At 75.9% G+C, this 15698-nt stretch carries 13 protein-coding genes; 10 read left to right on the top strand and 3 right to left on the bottom strand.

Going from position 1 to position 15698, the window contains the following annotated elements; translation table 11 throughout:
* The first annotated feature begins 77 nt into the window (after positions 1-77).
* The gene (locus ACWD4P_RS02745; RefSeq protein WP_449778329.1) at positions 78-1550 is read left to right on the top strand and encodes an SWIM zinc finger family protein; all 1473 of its coding nucleotides are present in this window, start codon (positions 78-80) and stop codon (positions 1548-1550) included.
* The gene (locus tag ACWD4P_RS02740) at positions 1547-4258 is read left to right on the top strand and encodes a DUF7824 domain-containing protein (RefSeq protein ID WP_449778328.1); all 2712 of its coding nucleotides are present in this window, start codon (positions 1547-1549) and stop codon (positions 4256-4258) included. The genes ACWD4P_RS02745 and ACWD4P_RS02740 overlap by 4 nt, the downstream gene beginning before the upstream one ends.
* Positions 4259-4356: 98 nt before the next feature.
* Here ACWD4P_RS02740 and ACWD4P_RS02735 read toward each other — a convergent pair whose 3' ends face one another.
* The 3 genes from ACWD4P_RS02735 to ACWD4P_RS02725 all read right to left on the bottom strand — a co-directional run bounded on the left by ACWD4P_RS02735 (position 4357) and on the right by ACWD4P_RS02725 (position 7023).
* Complete coding sequence (locus ACWD4P_RS02735) at positions 4357-5589, bottom strand: MBL fold metallo-hydrolase (RefSeq protein WP_449778365.1); 1233 nt, start codon at positions 5587-5589, stop codon at positions 4357-4359.
* A 347-nt stretch (positions 5590-5936) separates the two neighbouring features.
* The gene (locus ACWD4P_RS02730) at positions 5937-6389 is read right to left on the bottom strand and encodes a MaoC family dehydratase (protein WP_449778327.1); all 453 of its coding nucleotides are present in this window, start codon (positions 6387-6389) and stop codon (positions 5937-5939) included.
* Positions 6390-6519: 130 nt separating this feature from the next.
* Positions 6520-7023, bottom strand: a complete 504-nt coding sequence (locus ACWD4P_RS02725; protein WP_449778326.1) for a pyridoxamine 5'-phosphate oxidase family protein — start codon at positions 7021-7023, stop codon at positions 6520-6522.
* Between the two features lie 117 nt (positions 7024-7140).
* Between ACWD4P_RS02725 and ACWD4P_RS02720 the strand changes: the two genes are divergently transcribed.
* The 8 genes from ACWD4P_RS02720 (at position 7141) to ACWD4P_RS02685 (ending at position 15637) form a co-directional block, all read left to right on the top strand.
* Complete coding sequence (locus ACWD4P_RS02720; protein WP_449778325.1) at positions 7141-8031, top strand: hypothetical protein; 891 nt, start codon at positions 7141-7143, stop codon at positions 8029-8031.
* A 137-nt stretch (positions 8032-8168) separates the two neighbouring features.
* Positions 8169-8792 (top strand): hypothetical protein, encoded by a 624-nt coding sequence (locus ACWD4P_RS02715; RefSeq protein ID WP_359825387.1) that lies wholly within the window; start codon positions 8169-8171, stop codon positions 8790-8792.
* Positions 8786-9739, top strand: coding sequence for a hypothetical protein (locus ACWD4P_RS02710; protein WP_359825390.1), 954 nt, complete (start codon positions 8786-8788; stop codon positions 9737-9739). Before ACWD4P_RS02715 ends, ACWD4P_RS02710 begins: the two co-directional genes overlap by 7 nt.
* A 128-nt stretch (positions 9740-9867) precedes the next feature.
* A complete protein-coding gene (locus ACWD4P_RS02705) occupies positions 9868-10728 on the top strand; it encodes an SAF domain-containing protein (protein WP_449778324.1) in 861 nt (286 codons plus the stop codon).
* Positions 10728-12173 carry a hypothetical protein gene (locus ACWD4P_RS02700; protein WP_449778323.1) on the top strand — a complete coding sequence of 482 codons (1446 nt, stop codon included), beginning with the start codon at positions 10728-10730 and terminating at the stop codon, positions 12171-12173. The genes ACWD4P_RS02705 and ACWD4P_RS02700 overlap by 1 nt, the downstream gene beginning before the upstream one ends.
* On the top strand, positions 12163-13788 hold the full coding sequence (locus ACWD4P_RS02695; RefSeq protein ID WP_449778322.1) for a CpaF family protein: 1626 nt from the start codon (positions 12163-12165) through the stop codon (positions 13786-13788). The genes ACWD4P_RS02700 and ACWD4P_RS02695 overlap by 11 nt, the downstream gene beginning before the upstream one ends.
* Positions 13788-14762 carry a type II secretion system F family protein gene (locus ACWD4P_RS02690; RefSeq protein WP_449778321.1) on the top strand — a complete coding sequence of 325 codons (975 nt, stop codon included), beginning with the start codon at positions 13788-13790 and terminating at the stop codon, positions 14760-14762. Before ACWD4P_RS02695 ends, ACWD4P_RS02690 begins: the two co-directional genes overlap by 1 nt.
* Positions 14759-15637, top strand: coding sequence for a hypothetical protein (locus ACWD4P_RS02685; protein WP_449778320.1), 879 nt, complete (start codon positions 14759-14761; stop codon positions 15635-15637). Before ACWD4P_RS02690 ends, ACWD4P_RS02685 begins: the two co-directional genes overlap by 4 nt.
* The last annotated feature ends 61 nt before the right edge of the window (positions 15638-15698 follow it).

Here is a 15698-nt window from a genome sequence, read left to right as displayed (position 1 = left end):
TAGAACACGTTCCATTCATCGGGTCGGCCCGAGGGCGGCCCGAGGGATTGTCAGTGCCCTCACCTAGCGTGCCCGGCATGACGCAATCCGCGCACGCGTACGCCTATCTGCGCCCGTCGGCGGTCCTGGACGGCGCCGACGGCCGGCGCCTCGACCTGGCCACCTCCGGCGGCGCCACCCCGCTCGGCGCCGCCGCCAACCCGCGCTTCTTCGCGGGCTTCCTGGCCGACCCGGCACCGGCCGCCGCGGCGCTGCTCGCGGTCGCGGACGTCGCGGCCGCGCGCTACTACCAGCCGCAGCTGCGCGCCTCGCTCGACCCGGTGGTCACCGCCAACGGGGACCGGCTGCGCTTCGAGTCCTTCTCGGGCTGCTGCGGCGTCTACGCCCGGCTCGACGTGCTCGGGGCCGGGCTCGACGGGGACGAGATCGGCCACGGCACCACCAACGTGGACGTCAACAACCCGCTGCGCGAGGCGCTGACCAGGATCGGCCCGACCGACCCGCTGCACCTCGCGGTCGGGCCCGACGCGCTCGAGGTCACCACCTTCGACGGCCCGCTGGTCGAGAAGAAGGTCCCGCTGCCGGAGCGCTGGCTGCGCGGCTTCGCCGAGACCCAGGTGATCGCCGCGGGCTTCGAGCCGCGCGCCGAACTGCCCGCCGCCGAGGCCGTCCGGTTCCTGCGCTCGCTGCCCCGGGCCGGGCGCGGCGGCCGGGCGTCCGTCGGCTGGGTCGTCCCGGCCGGGAAGGCGCTGCGGCCGACCACCCGGCCGGTCCCGGGCGCCGTCTGCCTGCCCGGGCCCGAGCGGCTGGCGGCGCTCCAGCGGGTGCTGCGGCACGCCCTCGCCCTGCGCGTGTACGGGCCGGTGGCGACCGGGGAGCCGACCGCCTCCGCCTGGGAGGCGGTGCTGCCCGGCATGCGGCTCACCCTGACGCTGTCACCGAACGCCGCCCGGGGCTTCTCCGGTGAGGGAGGGGTGCTGGACTCGCTCGCCACCGCGGCGGCCGAGCGGGACGCCGAGCTGATCGCGGTGCTGCTGGCCTGGGAGCCCCGGATCGAGGTCGGGGACCTCGCCGACCAGTCCGGGCTGAGTCCCGAGCGGGTCCGCGCCGCGCTCACCCGGCTGGGCACCGCCGGTCAGATCGGCTACGACACCGCCGAGGCCGCCTACTTCCACCGGCAGCTCCCGTACGACGCCGGGCGGGCCGAGGCGGCCAACCCCCGGCTGCGGGCCGCCCGGGCACTGGTCGAGGCCGGGGCGGTACGGCTGGAGGAGGGCGGGGCGACAGCCGTCGTCACGGTGGACGACCACATCCAGCGGGTGCGGAGGGACGAGTCGGGGCGGCTCGGCTGCACCTGCCTGTGGTGGGGCAAGTACCGGGGCGGGCGCGGGCCGTGCAAGCACGCGCTGGCGGTCGGGATGGTGCGGGAGTCGGCCGCCGGGGACTCCGGGGCGGGGGCCTCGGCGATCGGGCGGGGTGTGTCGGATGCCGGGGACGCCCCGGCCGCGGGGGCCGCCGGGATCGCGGGGGCGAAGGGGGCCGGAGCGTGAACACGACGCCGGGTGCCGACCGGCAGGGGCCGGTCGAAGAGCTGCTGAAGGCCGTCCGGTCGGGGCGGCTGGCGCGGATACCGGAGCTGCTGGCCGCGCTGGACGCGGCCCAGCGGCGGGCCTGCCTGCCCGCCCTCAAGGAACTGCGCAAGGAACTGCGCCAGGACTGGTCGCGGGAGGCGGCCGAGATCAGGGGCAGGCTGCTGGTGGCCGGAGCCGGCTGCCACGCCGGCCCCGCCGCCGCCGCGACCTGGCTGGCCGGCAGCGACTTCAGCAGCCGCAACTGGGCCCGGAACTCGGTGCTGCACCAGGTCGTCGAGGCCCAGCCGGTGGAGTGGCAGGTCGAGGTGGTCACCCGGCTCGCCGCCCGGCCGGTGCGGAACTGGGGCTCGTCGATGTACCCCGTGATGGAGGCCGTGGTCCGGCGCACCGGCTGCGAGGTGCCGCGCGGCGAGGCCTTCGTCCGGAGCTGGATGGACCACACCAACGACACCGGCGGCCCGCGTCCGACGCTGGCCGAGACGCTGCGCCGGGACGCCTTCGCTCCGGTACTGATACCCGAGCTGTTCGAACTCGCGGACGTCAGCTGGCCGCTGACCTTCCGGCTCAGCCCGCGCCCCGGCGACGTCTGGACGGAGGCGATCGGCGAACTGGCCGCCGCCGGCGTCGTCGACCGCGTCGAACTGCTCGACCGCTGCCTGGCCCGGCTGCTGCGCGGCGGCAAGGCGGCCGACCAGCGGGCCTTCCTGGAGGTGCTGCGGGCGCTCGACCCGACGCCCGAGGAGTACACGGCCCGGGTACGGGACGTGGTGGCACTCCTGGACGGTCTGTCGACGCTCGCCGGGCACGCCCAGGAGGTGCTCGCCGGGCTGGACGAGGCCGGCCTGATCGAGCCCGAGGTGCTCACCGAGGCCTCGGCGGTGGTGCTCTTCCGGGCCGAGAAGAAACTCGTCCGCGCCCAGCTGGCCTGGCTGGACAGGGCCGCCCGGCGGGCGCCCGAGCGCTCCGGCCCGGTCGTCCTGGCCGCGGCCGATGCCTTCGGACATCCGGACGCGGCCCTCCAGGAACGGGCGCTGAACGTGGTGGCCCGGCACCTGAAGACGGCGGGGGAGGCGGTCCTGGCCGACCTGCGCTCCGCGGCCGGGGCGCTGAACCCGGCCCACCACCGGCGGGCCGGCGAGCTGTTCGGCGCGCCGGTCGGAGGGGACGAGGACGACCCGGACACCGGGTGGAACGAGTTCCTGCCGCCGGCTCCCGAACCGCGTCCGCTCGGCGCGCCGATCGGCTCGGCGGGCGAACTCGCGGAGGAGCTGTCCGCCCTGCTCGCCGCCCGCGAGCCCGGTGTCGCGGACTTCGAGCGGGTGCTGGACGGGCTGGTCCGGCTGAGCCACCTCGACCGGGCGGCCCTGGCCGAGGCGGTGGAGCCGGTCCGCCGGGTGCACCCGTGGCACGGCCCGACCAGCTGGGGGGACTGCTCACCCCGGGACATCCTCCACGTGGTGGCCGGGGTGGCCGACGGCGCGCCGCAGTGGAAGCTCTGGGACCACATCGGCGGCAAGGGCCGCGCCAAGCTGCGCGGACCGCGCACCACCGTGCACGGGGCCGTCCTCGCCGCGCGGCTGGAGGAGGTGGCCGGGCAGGTCGTCCAGGCCCGGCTGCCGTACCTGCTCGCCACCCCGACCGACGCCACCGGCGCCCTGGACGCGGCCGTGCTCGTCGAGCGGCTCGCCGGGTACGAGGCGGCGGACGTCACGCCGGGCCAGGCCGACCTCTCCCAGGCCCTGCTGCGGGTCGGCCCCGCCGACGCGGCGGTGCTGCGGGCCGCCGAGGACCTCACCTCCCCGGTCGGTCGCCGGCTGGCGCACTGGCTGCGCACCGGCGGACTGCCCGGGCAGCCGTCCGAGCGGGTGCTGTTCGCCCCTGGCAAGGGGCTGCGGCGCACCAACGTGCACGGGGACCGCTGGTGGGAGGAGATCGAACGGATCGCCGTCTCCCAGCCCGGCATCGGCAGCGGGCCGAGTGGGCCGGGCCGCGAGCGGCTCCCGCGCGAGTTCCGGGCCCTGCTGGAGGGCACCGAGCCCAGCGTGGCCCGCGCCCGCACGGTGTACGACTGGAGCTGGCGGCCCGTCGCGCACTGGTTCGCGATGCTCCCCTGGCACCGGGAGGAGCTGGCCGCGCGCTGGCTCGACCCCTTCGCCGAGGGCGCCGACCGGGACGAGCGCGGCGCGGGCCGCCACCTGCCGCTGCTCGCCGAGGCCGGCGGCCCGGCCGGGCTGGCGCTGCACCTGGCGCTGGCGTACGGCCTGGGCGCCCGGCACGGCGAGGACCGGACGGCGGCGGTGGACGCCCTGCTGGTGCTCGCCGCGCGCGGGGACCTGGACGGCGCGCTGCTCGGTCGTGAGCTCGGCGCCCTGGTGGCCTGCGGCACGGTGATGCCCGCCCGGCTGGCGGCGGCGCTCACCATGGCGGCCGAGACCGGCGCCCGGGCGACGGTCTGGTCGGTGCTCGGGCCGGCCCTGCCAGGCCTGCTCGGGACGGCCGATCCGTCGACCCGCGGGCTGGGTGACCTAATCGCACTCGCCACCGACTGCGCCCGGCGCACCGCGGCCCGCGGGCCGGTCGCCGAGGTGACGGCGGCGGCCGAGCGCGGCGGCTCGGGCCGGGTGGTCAAGGAGGCGCGGGCCCTGCGGGACGTCCTCGGGGGCTGAGTGGGGCCGAGGGGCAGAGGGGGGCCGAGGGGGGCCGAGGGGCTCGGGAGGGCTTTCCAGCGCAGAGCTTCAGCGAACAGAGCTTCAGCGAACAGCTTTCAGCGAACAGATTTCGAAATCTGTTCGCTGAAAGTCGTCGTCTGTTCGCGCGCCCCGGCCGCACCGGTCGCCCGCCCCTCGGCGGTCCCCGCCGCCGCCTCCTCCTCCTCGGTCCGCTCGTCGGTCAGTGGCGAGATACCGCGCGGGGAGGTGGCGACGGCGCGCCACCACAGTCGCAGGGCGGGCGGGGCGGCGGGTTCGAAGGGCTTGCCGGGCCGGGGCACCGCGAGCCGGGCGCCGAGCGTCTGGGCGGCGGCGACCACCCGCTCGGCCGGCTCCTCCCAGGGGTGCAGCGCGAGGTTGAAGGTGCACCAGTGGATCGGCAGCAGCAGTTCGCCGCCCAGGTCCAGGTGCGCCCGCACGCCCTCCTCCGGGGTCATGTGCACCTCGGGCCAGAAGTCGCTGTACGCGCCGACCTGCATCATCGTCGCGTCGAACGGGCCGAACCGGCGGCCGATCTCGGCGAATCCGGGGAAGTAGCCGGTGTCCCCGCTGTGGAAGATCCGCTGCCCGCCGCCGGCCACCACCCAGGACGCCCACAGGAACAGCGCGCTGGTGCGCGGCCCGCGGCTGCAGTAGTGGCGGGCCGGGGTGGCGGTCAGGGTCAGCCCGGCGACCTCGGCCGACTCCCACCAGTCCAGTTCGACGATCCGCCCGGCCGGCACGCCCCAGTGCTCCAGGTGGGCCCCGACCCCGAGCGGGACGGCGAACACCGCGTCCGTTCCGATCAGTGCCCGCACGGTGCCCATGTCGAGGTGGTCGTAGTGGTCGTGCGAGACCACGACCACGTCCACCGGCCCGAGTTCGGACAGCGGCAGCGGCACCGGGTGCAGCCGCTTGGGCCCGGTCCAGGAGAAGGGGGAGCAGCGCTCGCCCCAGACCGGGTCGAGCAGCACCCGCCGTCCGCCGATCTCGGCCAGGACCGTGGCGTGGCCCAGCCAGGTCAGCCGCAGACCGGAGTCCGGCGGTGCGGCCAGGTCGTCCGGGAGGAGCCGGTGCACCGGGACGGCGGCGACCGGCGCCCGGCGGGCCTTGTCCCCGGTCAGCTGGGCGCGGGTGATCTCCAGAGGGCTGCGCTCGTACACCAGGCGGCGGGTCGGCACCGGATTGCGGAAGGCGCCGTCGGCGAACTGCGGGGAGCGGCGGATCCGGGCCAGCCGTTCGCCCCGGGGCTCGGCGCCGAAGGCGTCGGTGCGGATCCGGTGCCAGGCGGCCCGGGGCAGTCCGGCCAGGCCGGGGACGGCGCGTTCGGTGGCGGCGCCCGCCGGCGGTGGCGCGAACTGCGAGGTCAGGCCGGCGAGACGGGAGAACCACGGGACGGGGCGGCGGGGCACGGCTCCTCCAGGGACGGGCACGGCTACCGGGCGGGCCGGGGCGCGCAGCGCTGCGGCGGGTGGGGCCGCTGCGATACGACAACCATCTCGTCGGAGATTACTCGCCGTGGGCCGTCCGGACCTGGTGGAGAGCCCCGTGCGGTCCAATCGGCGTACCGGGGAAGCGGCGCGGACCGTCTCGGGCGGGCCCCGCCCGGCCCGGGCCCGAGCGCCCGTCGGGCCGTTCGCCGGAGGGCCGCTCGCCGTCAGGCGTAGAAGCGGGTGATCGTCTCCGCGACGCAGTGCGGCTTGGCGCTGTGCTCGCTGGTCACGGTGAACCGCACCACGGCCTGGACCCCGCCCGGCACCTCGGTGGCCGAGACCAGCTCGGCGGTGGCCCTGATCGCGGTGCCCACCGGCACCGGCGCCGGGAAGCGCACCTTGTCGGAGCCGTAGTTCAGCGCCATCCGCACGCCCTCGACGGCGTAGCACTCCTTGGCCAGCACCGGGATCATCGACTGGGTCAGGTAGCCGTGGGCGATGGTCGAGCCGAACTGGCTCTCCTTGGCCCGCTCCGGGTCCACGTGGATCCACTGGTGGTCGCCGGTCGCCTCGGCGAACAGGTCGATCTGCCGCTGCTCGACGGTGTGCCACTGGCTGGTGCCCAGCTCGGTGCCGACGGCGGCGGTCAGCTCGGCGAGGGAGGCGAAGGTCGTCACGGTGCGCTCCTGGTGGGGACGGACCCGGGGAGGGATCAGGACGCCGGAAGCGTATGCCTACCCATCGGTATCTGTCAGGAGCCGAACGGAAAACCGCTGTTCGCGGGCCTGGCGTTCACGGGCCCGGTGTTCACGGGGCGGACGCCCACGGACCGGCGCTGATCGGCCCCGCGCCCATCGGCCCCGCGCCCATCGGCCGCCGGGCCTGGCGGCCCACCCCGCCGGATCCGGTGGGGAACAGGCGGCGGCCGCTGACCAGTTCGGGCACCAGCGCGACGAACAGCGGCTCCGGATCGCCGACCCAGGGCCGCAGGCCGGAGCGCAGCACCCGCCGGACCTGCTCGGGGTCGCTCACCACGTCGGCCCGCCCGTGCACCAGGACGCTCCAGCCGGTGCGGGTGACCGGGTCCAGCAGATCCGCCTGGAAGGCCACCACCGTGCCGTCGAGCCCGCGCGCGGTGGCACTTCCCCGGCGTACGGCGAGCACCAGCCGCCCGTCCAGGACCTCGAAGGAGACCGGCAGGACGGCCGGCAGCGCGTGCTCGGTGTACACCACGCGCCCGACGGGCACGGTGCTGAGCAGCCGCAGGCACTCGGCCTCGCTCAGGGTTTCCACACGGTCCTCACGCTCCATGCGTCCGATCGTCCTCGGTCGGCGCGCGCGTCGATAGGGCCCATGGTCCCTGAGCGGACGGGCCGGGAGCCCCGTCGGCGGCCGTTCGGGGCGGTAGCCTGCCCGGCGGGTGGAGAAATGGTGCAGGAGGGGGACGGCCGGATGGCGGGCGGGGTCGATCTGGTGGTGATCGGGGCGGACGGCGGGCCCGACCGGGCCTTCGGGGGAGCGGCGCTCGCGCCGGACGGTGCCCGGCTGCTCGCCGACGTGCTCCCCGGGATGTGCTTCGACACCGGCGCGGCCGGCTGCCGGGTCACCGCGGTGCCGCCGGACGCGGACGCCAACGCGATGCTCACCGCGGTACGGGACGCCGCCCAGCACCCCGGCCGCTGGCTGCTGGTCTGCCTGGTCGGCCAGTTGGTGGCCGATCCGCGCGGGCGCCGGCTGGCCCTCGTCACCGCCGGCAGCACCCCGGACAACGCCTACCGCCGGGGCCTCGCCTGGGACTGGGTGGTCAGCGCGATGGTGCACGGGGACCAGGAGGAGGCGCTGCTGCTGGTCGACGCGGCGGTCGACCGGGACGCCTGGGCGGCGCTGGAGCGCGGCGAGGACGGCGCGGGCGAACTGCTGAGCTACTCGAGGGTCCCGCTGTGGGGCCGGATCGGCCGCTTCAGCCCGGGCAGCCGTTACGCCCCGGGCAGACGCGGCCGGGACGCCGTCCTGCCGGGCGGGGAGGGCTCGTTCAGCCGGGCCCTGACCACCGTCCTGCAGCAGGGCGTCCCGGGTGCCCCCGCGGCCGTCGCCCCGCTCGATCTCCAGCCGGCCGTGGCCGCGCTGACGGACGGTGGGGAACCGGCCGGTAGTTCGGGTGCGCCTGGCGCGCGCCTGCTCGTTCCGCCGCACGCCGGGAGGCTCCTGATGCGCAATCGGGCCGCGGTTCGGGGCGCATTGGCCGGATTGTCGCTTTCCGAAGAACTGTTGGCCGTTCTGTGGCGGGAAAGTGCCCCGACGGAACCGCCTTCCGCGTAAGGTCAGGGGGCCTGAGGTGTTGCCGTGATGGGGTGGGTTGGCGAAGAATCGATCCTCAGCGGAAACACCGGCGGGACGGCGGAATTCTCCTGGCGGCCGTGGATCGCGGATCTGGTCGGTCGCAATGAGGTGGGGCCATGCGGCAGCGCGGAAATGTGTTGCGCCCTGGGGCGGTTGGGGTCGGTGGGGCGGTTCTGGTGTTGCTGCTCGGCGCTTGCGCGGGCGGTGGTGCGGGCGGTTCCGTCGATCGCATCGGGTCGGCCGCTCCCACCGTCGCGGGAGTGAACCCGCTAACTCCTTCGGGTGGTTCGGTAAACGGCTCGATCGCGCCGACCAGCGGCCCGGAGGGCGCGATGGGGCGGCTCGCACTGAAGGTCTATCAGGACTGGTGGCAGGCCCAGGCCGAGGTCTTCGGGCGGTCGGATTCGGACGGTTACGGACTGGAGCAGCTCTCCTCCGGGCGGGCGCTGTCCGACGGCCTCGTCAGCCTCCGGCAACTGCGCGACGCCAATGCGGTGATGACCGGAACACCGCGCAATTCCCCCGTGGTCAAGGCCATTGATCTGAAAGCCGATCCGCAGACCGCCGTGATCGAGGACTGCGTCGACGTGTCGGACTGGCACCGCGTCGACGCCGTCACCGGGGCCGCCAAGGATCCCGGAACGCGTCTGAACCGGTACGTCGGAACCGCTTCCCTGCGCTGGTTCCAAGCACATTGGTTGATCTACGACTTCAAACGGGAGGTGGACCGGACATGCTGAACGGCACGCGGAAACCGGCCCGGCGAATCGCGGTCGCCGTGTCGATGTCGGCCGGCTTGCTGCTGTCCTCGGCGGTGAGTGCGACCGCGGACGAACCGCCGAGCGGCGGGGCCGAGCAGTGTTCCCCGTCGGTGATCTGCGCGGACGCCCATTCCGGCGGGAAGACCCCGGCGCCCGGCGGATCGAAGCCGAGCGGTGGCGGCGGCGGTTCGGCCACCGGCCCGCAGCTGTGCGGCTACCACGAGGTCCCGTGGGCCTGCCACGACCCGGCGCTCGGCTGGTTCAGCAACAGCCTGGGCTGCTACTTCCGCCCGCTGGACAACCCGCCGCCCGCGGGCGCCCCCGAGTGGGGCGGCAACGACCCCAAGGACGGCGCGCTCTACACGAAGGTCTGCGCCCAGACCGACGGGGGCATGGGTGGCGCCGAGATCGTCTTCGAGAAGACCGCGCCGGACGGGCAGACCGTCAACGCGGAGGCCACGGCCATCCAGGACGCCTACGACAAGGTCCGCTTCGGCGCGCCGGTGGGCCGGGCCGCGCCGCAGAACACGGCGGTGGTCCACGCCCCGGTCTGGCTCTGGGCGGACGGCGCCGCGCTGCCCGCGCCCGGCAACGCGTCGGTGGGCGGGATCTCGGTCACCGTCACGCCCCGGCTGGTGAAGGCGGACTGGAGCTTCGGCGACCGCCTCCAGACCTCCTGCACCACGCCGGGCACGCCGTACGACCCCAAGTACGGCGGCGCGAAGTCCCCGGACTGCGGCTACGAGTTCGGGACCAGCTCGGCCGGCGAGAAGAACGGCGTCTTCAGCGCCACGGTGACGATGCACTGGGCGGCCGACGTCGTGGTCACCGGCGGGTCGAACCCGCGGAAGTTCACGATCAAGGGCATCAACCAGAGCAGCAAGCCCTTCGAGCTGAGGGTCGCCGAGATGCAGGTGCTCAACTGAGCGCGCCCGACCGGGCGCTACCACCCGGTCGCGATCGACCGACCGCGATCGACTGACCGCGCCGGTGCGGCGATGCGCACACTGACCAGCCAGACGAGCAGAGACGAACGAGGGAAGGGCGGAACCCGGTGGAGAACCGTACGTTCGCGACGCCGGGATCCGGCACCTCCGCGGGCGCGGCGGCGTCCGTGGCACTCCCGGAGCAGCCGGAGCAGGGCGGCCCGGGCAAGGGCCGGGGACGGGCGGTGCCGCACGCTCCCGGGCGGACCATGCGGGCGCGGCGGCGCCGCCCGGCGGTGCTGGCGATGGCGGTCGCGCTGATCGCGGCCGGCGGGCTGGGCGGGGCCGTCCTCTACAACAGCACCGGCCAGCGGGTCGCGGTGCTGGCGCTGGCCCGGGACGTGCCCTGGGGGCAGGTGATCACCGAGGACGACCTGGTGATCGCCCGGATCGCGGGGGACCCGGCGCTGCACCCGGTGTCGGCCCAGGACCGGGCGAGGGCGGTCGGCATGCGGGCCGCCACCGACCTCAAGCGCGGGGCGATGCTCACCGGTTCCGACCTCGCGCAGGGCCTGTCGGTGCAGCCCGGCCAGATCGTGGTCGGGGTGTCGGCCAAGCGCAGCCAGCTGCCGGCCAGCCGGCTCCAGCCCGGCGTGCAGCTGGTGATCGTCTTCACCCCCGACAACGGCCGGGCCGACTCCCTGCCCGCCACCGTCATCACCGTCGGCCGGGTGGACACCGACGGCAGCCAGGTGATCGACGTGGCGGTCGGCACCGCGGACGGACCCCGGCTGGCGCAGTGGGTGGCGAGCGGGCGCATCCAGGTGCTGCTCGCGCCGCGCGGCGGGGCGACGGGCGGGCCCGGCGCCGCCCCGGCCCCGGCGCCGAGCGGTGCGCCCTCGGCCGCCGCCGGTGCGCCCGGCACGCCGGGTGCCGCCACCCCGGGCGGCGGCACGCCCGGGGCCCCGGCACCGACGGGCGGTGCCTGATGGCCGTGATCGCGGTGGTCGGCGGCCCGGGTGCGCCGGGTGCGACCACCACCGCCCTGGCGCTGCTGCTGTCCTGGCCGCTGTCGCCCGGTCGGCGGGTCCTGCTGGTCGAGGCCGACCCGGACGGCGGCGCGGTGCTCGCCGGCGCCCTGGAGGGGCGGGTCGAGGCGGTGTACGGGCTGCGCAACCTCGCCGTCGCCGACCGGCGCGGGCTGCTCGCCCGAACCATCTGGGAACAGCTCATCGACCTCTCGCCCGAGGGCAACGCCGAACGGCTGCTTCTGCCCGGGCTGACCGACCCCACCCAGGCGCCCGGCCTCGCCTACACCTGGGAGCCGCTCGCGGACCTGCTGCACGGAGTGGAGCAGCAGGGCTACGACGTCATCGTGGACCTCGGCCGCTCCGGCGCCACCGGCCACAGCGCGGTGCTGGCCCGCCGCGCTGACGCGGTGGTGGCGACCGTGCGCACCACGCTGCGCGGGCTGAGCTCGGTCCGGCCCCGGCTCGCCGCCCTGGCCGAGGACCTGGCCTCCGCCGGCACCGGGACGGACGCGCTCGGGCTGCTGCTGGTCGCCGAGGGGCCGTACACGCGGGCGGAGGTGTCCCGCGAGCTCGGGCTGCCGGTGCTCGGGGTGCTGCCGCACGCCACCCGGACGGCCAAGGTGCTCTCCGACGGCGGGGACACCACCGACCGGCGGTTCATCCGCTCGGAGCTGATGCGCACGGCGCGGTCGGCGGCGGACGAGGTGCAGCTGCTGATCCGCCGTCGGCGCCAGCGGCTCGCGCCGGGCGCGGTGCAGGACGCGGCACCGGCCCAGCTGACGGCGGGCGGCCCGGCCCCGGCCCCGGTCGCGGCGGCGGTGGCCATGCCTCCGGGGCCGACGCCTCCGGTCCCGGCCGCGCCGGGGCCGGCCTCGTCGATACCGACCGGGCCCGTGCCGGTGGCGCCGCAGCCGGCGGTGCCCGCACCCTCTCCCGTGCCCGCACCCTCTCCCGTGCCCGCGCCCTCTCCCGTGCCCGCCCAGGGCCCGTACGGGCAGCCCGGTCACGGGCAGTCGGCCCACGGGCAGCCGGCCCACGGTGCGGGCGGGCCCGGCGGCCGGCCCGGGTACGGCCGGCAGGGGTACTACCGGCAGGACGGCCAGGGCCAGGCCCCGTACGGCCCGTACGCCCCGGGCGGGTACGACGCGGCCGTGGGCGAACAGCCCTCGTACGCCCCGCCGCAGCCCGTCCCGCCGGTGATCACCACCGGGCCGGTGGCGCCGCTGGCCGGGCTGGCGCCGCAGCCGGCCGCGCCGGCGCCGTTCCCGGCACACGTCCAGCCCGCGCCGTACGGCGAGCAGGACGACCAGTACGCGCTCCAGCAACCAGTGGTGACGAACCGTCAGGACGACGTGAACGGGCCGTACCCGCACGACCCCGGGGAGGTGCTCCGTGCGCGGTAGCCCCCTGCACCAGCGTCCCGCTTCCGATCCGGCCGCGCTGCCCTGGGCGGTGCCGGCGGCCGCCCCCGGCCCCGTCGCCCCGCCGTACGGGTACCAGCCCGGCCCGGTCGCGCCCCAGCCCGCCGCCGCGCAGCCCGCCGCCGCGCAGCCCGTCCCGCCCGGTGCGGCCGGGCCCACCGCCGTACCCTCCCAGCTGCCTTCGCTGGACCTGCGCGGCGCCGCCACCCGGCCCGCCGTCGACCCCCAGGTCGCGCGCGAGCTCAAGCGCCAGGTCGCGGCCGAACTGCACCAGCAGATCACCCGGTTGACCGCCGCCTCCGGGGCCGAACCGGACCGCGCCACCCGCCGCCAGCGCGGCCGGGCCCTGATCGAGGAGTCCGTCGCCCGGTGGTCCGACGCGTACGCGCAGACCCACGGCATCCCGCCCACCCGGGAGCAGGACCGCGCCCTCGCCGAGGCCGTCTTCGACCTGCTGTTCCGGGCCGGCCGGCTCCAGCCCTACCTGGACGACCCGGAGATCGAGAACATCCTGATCAACGGCTGTGACGACGTCTGGGTCTCCAAAGTGCACCAGCCCCTGCGCCAGGTGCCGCCGGTGGCCGACAGCGACGCCGAACTCGTCGAACTGCTCCAGGACCTGGCCCGCCAGCACGGCGGCGGCGAGCGCAGCCTGTCCACCGCCAGCCCGACCCTCGCTCTGCGCCTGGAGGGCGGCATGCGCCTCCAGGCGCTCACCGAGGTGACGCCCCGCCCGTACGTGGCGATCCGACGCCACCGGGTGGCCTCCGCGACACTGCCCGAGATGGTCGAACTCGGCACCCTGGACGCCACCTTGGCCGCCTTCCTGGCCGCCGCGATCCGGGCCAGGAAGAACGTGATGATCACCGGCACCCAGGGCGTCGGCAAGACCAGCCTGCTGCGCGCGATGGCCGCCGAGATTCCGCCGGACGAGCGGATCGGCACCCTGGAGTCGGAGTTCGAGCTCTGGCTGCACACCCTCGGCCACCTGCGCCAGGTCGTCCCGATGGAGGCCCGCGAGGGCAACGGCGAGCGCGTCGAGGGGCGCCTGGCCGGGGAGTTGAGCATCGGCGACCTCATCCCGGCCGCGCTGCGCATGACGCTCTCCCGGATCATCGTCGGGGAGGTCCGCTCCGGCGAGGTCGTCCCGATGCTGCGGGTGATGACCAACGGCGAGGGCGGCTCGATGTGCACCCTGCACGCCCGCGGACCGCACATGGTCGTCGACCGCATCGCCGAACTCTGCCTGGAGTACGGCTCGCACATGACCGACTCGCTCGCCTACCGGCTCACCGCCAACGCCCTGGACCTCATCGTGCACGTCACCATGGTCGACGAGACCGCCGTCGGCGGCCGCCGGCACCGCTTCGTCTCCCACGTCCTGGAGGTCACCGGCCTCGGGGAGAGCGGCCGGCCCGCGCTCAACACCGTCTTCGGCCCCCGGCCGGACCTCGGCGAGCCGCGGGCCGTCCCGCACACCCCGCCGCAGTGCCTGGACGACCTGCGCCGGGCCGGGTTCGACGCCTCGCTGCTCGGTTCCCGGTACGGGAGCTGGGCCACCCCGCTGCAGCTGCGGATCGGCGGTGGCACGCGGTGATGCTGCTCTTCGCCCTGTGCGGGCTGGCGGTCGCGGGCGGCCTGGCCGCCCTGGTGGCCTGGGCCCGCGGCACCGAGCCCGGCGAGCCCGACGAGGAGGGCGGGGCCGAGCCGTCGGCCAACCCGCTGGCCGGCCGCCTCCACGTGTTCTGGTACGGCGCCCCCGGTACGGCCGCGCACCGGATGGTGCGGCTGCGCCGCGTCCAACTGCCGCTCGCGCTCGCCGGCGCACCGCTGGCCTGGCTGTTCACCGGCATCCCGCTGACCGCGCTGCTGGTCCCGCTGGCCGTCTTCGGCCTGCCCTGGCTGTTCGACACCACCCGCCCGGACACCCACCGGATCGAGCGGCTGGAGGCGCTCTCCGAGTGGACCCAGCGGATCGCCGACGTGCTGCTGCTCGGCGTCGGCCTGAACCAGGCCATCGTGACCAGCCGCCGCACCGCGCCGGCCGCCCTGGAGGACGAGATCGGCGAGCTGGCCGCCCGGCTGCAGGCCCGCTGGCGGCCCGAGGAGGCGCTGCGCGCCTTCGCCGACAGCCTCGCCGACGCCACCGCCGACAAGGTGCTCGCCGCGCTCGTGCTGCGGGCCGGCGACAGCGGCCCGGGCCTGGCCCGCACCCTCTCCGACATGGCCGACTCGGTGCGCGAGGAGGTCCGCCAGCGCCGCGCCATCGAGGCCGACCGGGCCAAGCACCGGACCACCATCCGCTGGCTGGTCGGCATCATCGTGCTGGTCGTCGCCGTCGGCTCCTTCAACACGGAGTACACCAAGCCCTACGGGACCCTCCTCGGCCAGGTGGTGCTCGCGGTGGTCGCCGCCCTGTTCGTGGCGATCATCGCCTGGATGCGGGCGCTGGCCTCCCACCCGCCGGTGCCCCGGCTGCTGACGCCGGACCGGCGCAGCAGGAGCGGGTGGCGGTCCGCCGCGCCGGCGGCCGAGCCGGAGCCGGCCGAGCGGATCGGGGAGGTCCGATGATCTCCCCCTGGTCCGTGCTGGCCGGCGCCGCCGCGGCCGGCGGCCTCGCCCTTCTGGTCGCCGAACTGCGGCCGGCGCCACCGGACCTGCGCCAGGCGCTGGACCGGCTGCACGCCACCCCCGCCGACCGCGAGCAGGACCCGGACGAGCGGCCCCGCTGGTACGACCGGATCGGCGAGCGGTCCGTCCACCTGCGCGGGGTCTCCGTCCCGCGCCGCGAACTCTCCCTGATCGGCCGCGCCCCGGCCCGCTTCATGGTGCACAAACTGACGTTCGCCGCGCTCGGCCTGATGCTGCCCGCCTACCTGGGCGCGATGGCCGTGCTGATGGACGTCGGCCTGCCGTTCGCGCTGCCGCTGGTCGCCGGGCCGCTGCTGGCCGGCCTGCTCTGGTTCGTCCCGGACGCCATCGTGCGCGGCGAGGCCAAGGAGGCGCGCACCGAGTACCTGCACGGCATCGCCGCCTACCTGGAACTCGTCGCGATGGAGCGGGCCGCCGACTGCGGCCCCGCCGAGGCGCTGCGCCGGGCCGCCGCGGTCGGGCAGGGCGCGGTGTTCCGGCGGGTCCGCGACGCGCTGGAGCGGGCGGCCACCGACCGGCTCCCGCCGTGGGCCGGACTCGACGCGCTGGCCGAGGAGTTGGGGCTCAGTCCGCTCCAGGACCTGGCCGACATCATGCGGCTGTCCGGCACCGACGGCGCCGCCGTCTACGACACCCTGCGGGCCCGCGCCAAGGGCCTGCGCGGGGAGCTGCTCGCCGAGGACCTCGCCCGGGCGAACGCCGACAGCGAGCGGATGGTCGCACCCGGGGCCGCGCTGACCCTGCTGATGACCGTCCTGATCGTCTTCCCCGCCCTGCACCAGATGCTCAACTGACCTTGATCGACGCCCCGTTCCGTCCCCCGAAAGCCGTAACAGGCCGCTCCGAGCAGTCGGC

This window comes from Kitasatospora sp. NPDC002543 (assembly GCF_053594915.1).
Note: the sequence above shows the minus strand (reverse complement) of the source record. Positions and strands in the feature narration are given on the sequence as shown.

Coding starts and splice junctions, on each gene's coding strand:
- ACWD4P_RS02725 (WP_449778326.1), bottom strand. CDS start 7,023: ATGGAGCGTGAGGACCGTGTGGAAACCCTGAGCGAGGCCGAGTGCCTG.
- ACWD4P_RS02720 (WP_449778325.1), top strand. CDS start 7,141: ATGGTGCAGGAGGGGGACGGCCGGATGGCGGGCGGGGTCGATCTGGTG.
- ACWD4P_RS02685 (WP_449778320.1), top strand. CDS start 14,759: ATGATCTCCCCCTGGTCCGTGCTGGCCGGCGCCGCCGCGGCCGGCGGC.
- ACWD4P_RS02690 (WP_449778321.1), top strand. CDS start 13,788: ATGCTGCTCTTCGCCCTGTGCGGGCTGGCGGTCGCGGGCGGCCTGGCC.
- ACWD4P_RS02710 (WP_359825390.1), top strand. CDS start 8,786: ATGCTGAACGGCACGCGGAAACCGGCCCGGCGAATCGCGGTCGCCGTG.
- ACWD4P_RS02715 (WP_359825387.1), top strand. CDS start 8,169: ATGCGGCAGCGCGGAAATGTGTTGCGCCCTGGGGCGGTTGGGGTCGGT.
- ACWD4P_RS02700 (WP_449778323.1), top strand. CDS start 10,728: ATGGCCGTGATCGCGGTGGTCGGCGGCCCGGGTGCGCCGGGTGCGACC.
- ACWD4P_RS02745 (WP_449778329.1), top strand. CDS start 78: ATGACGCAATCCGCGCACGCGTACGCCTATCTGCGCCCGTCGGCGGTC.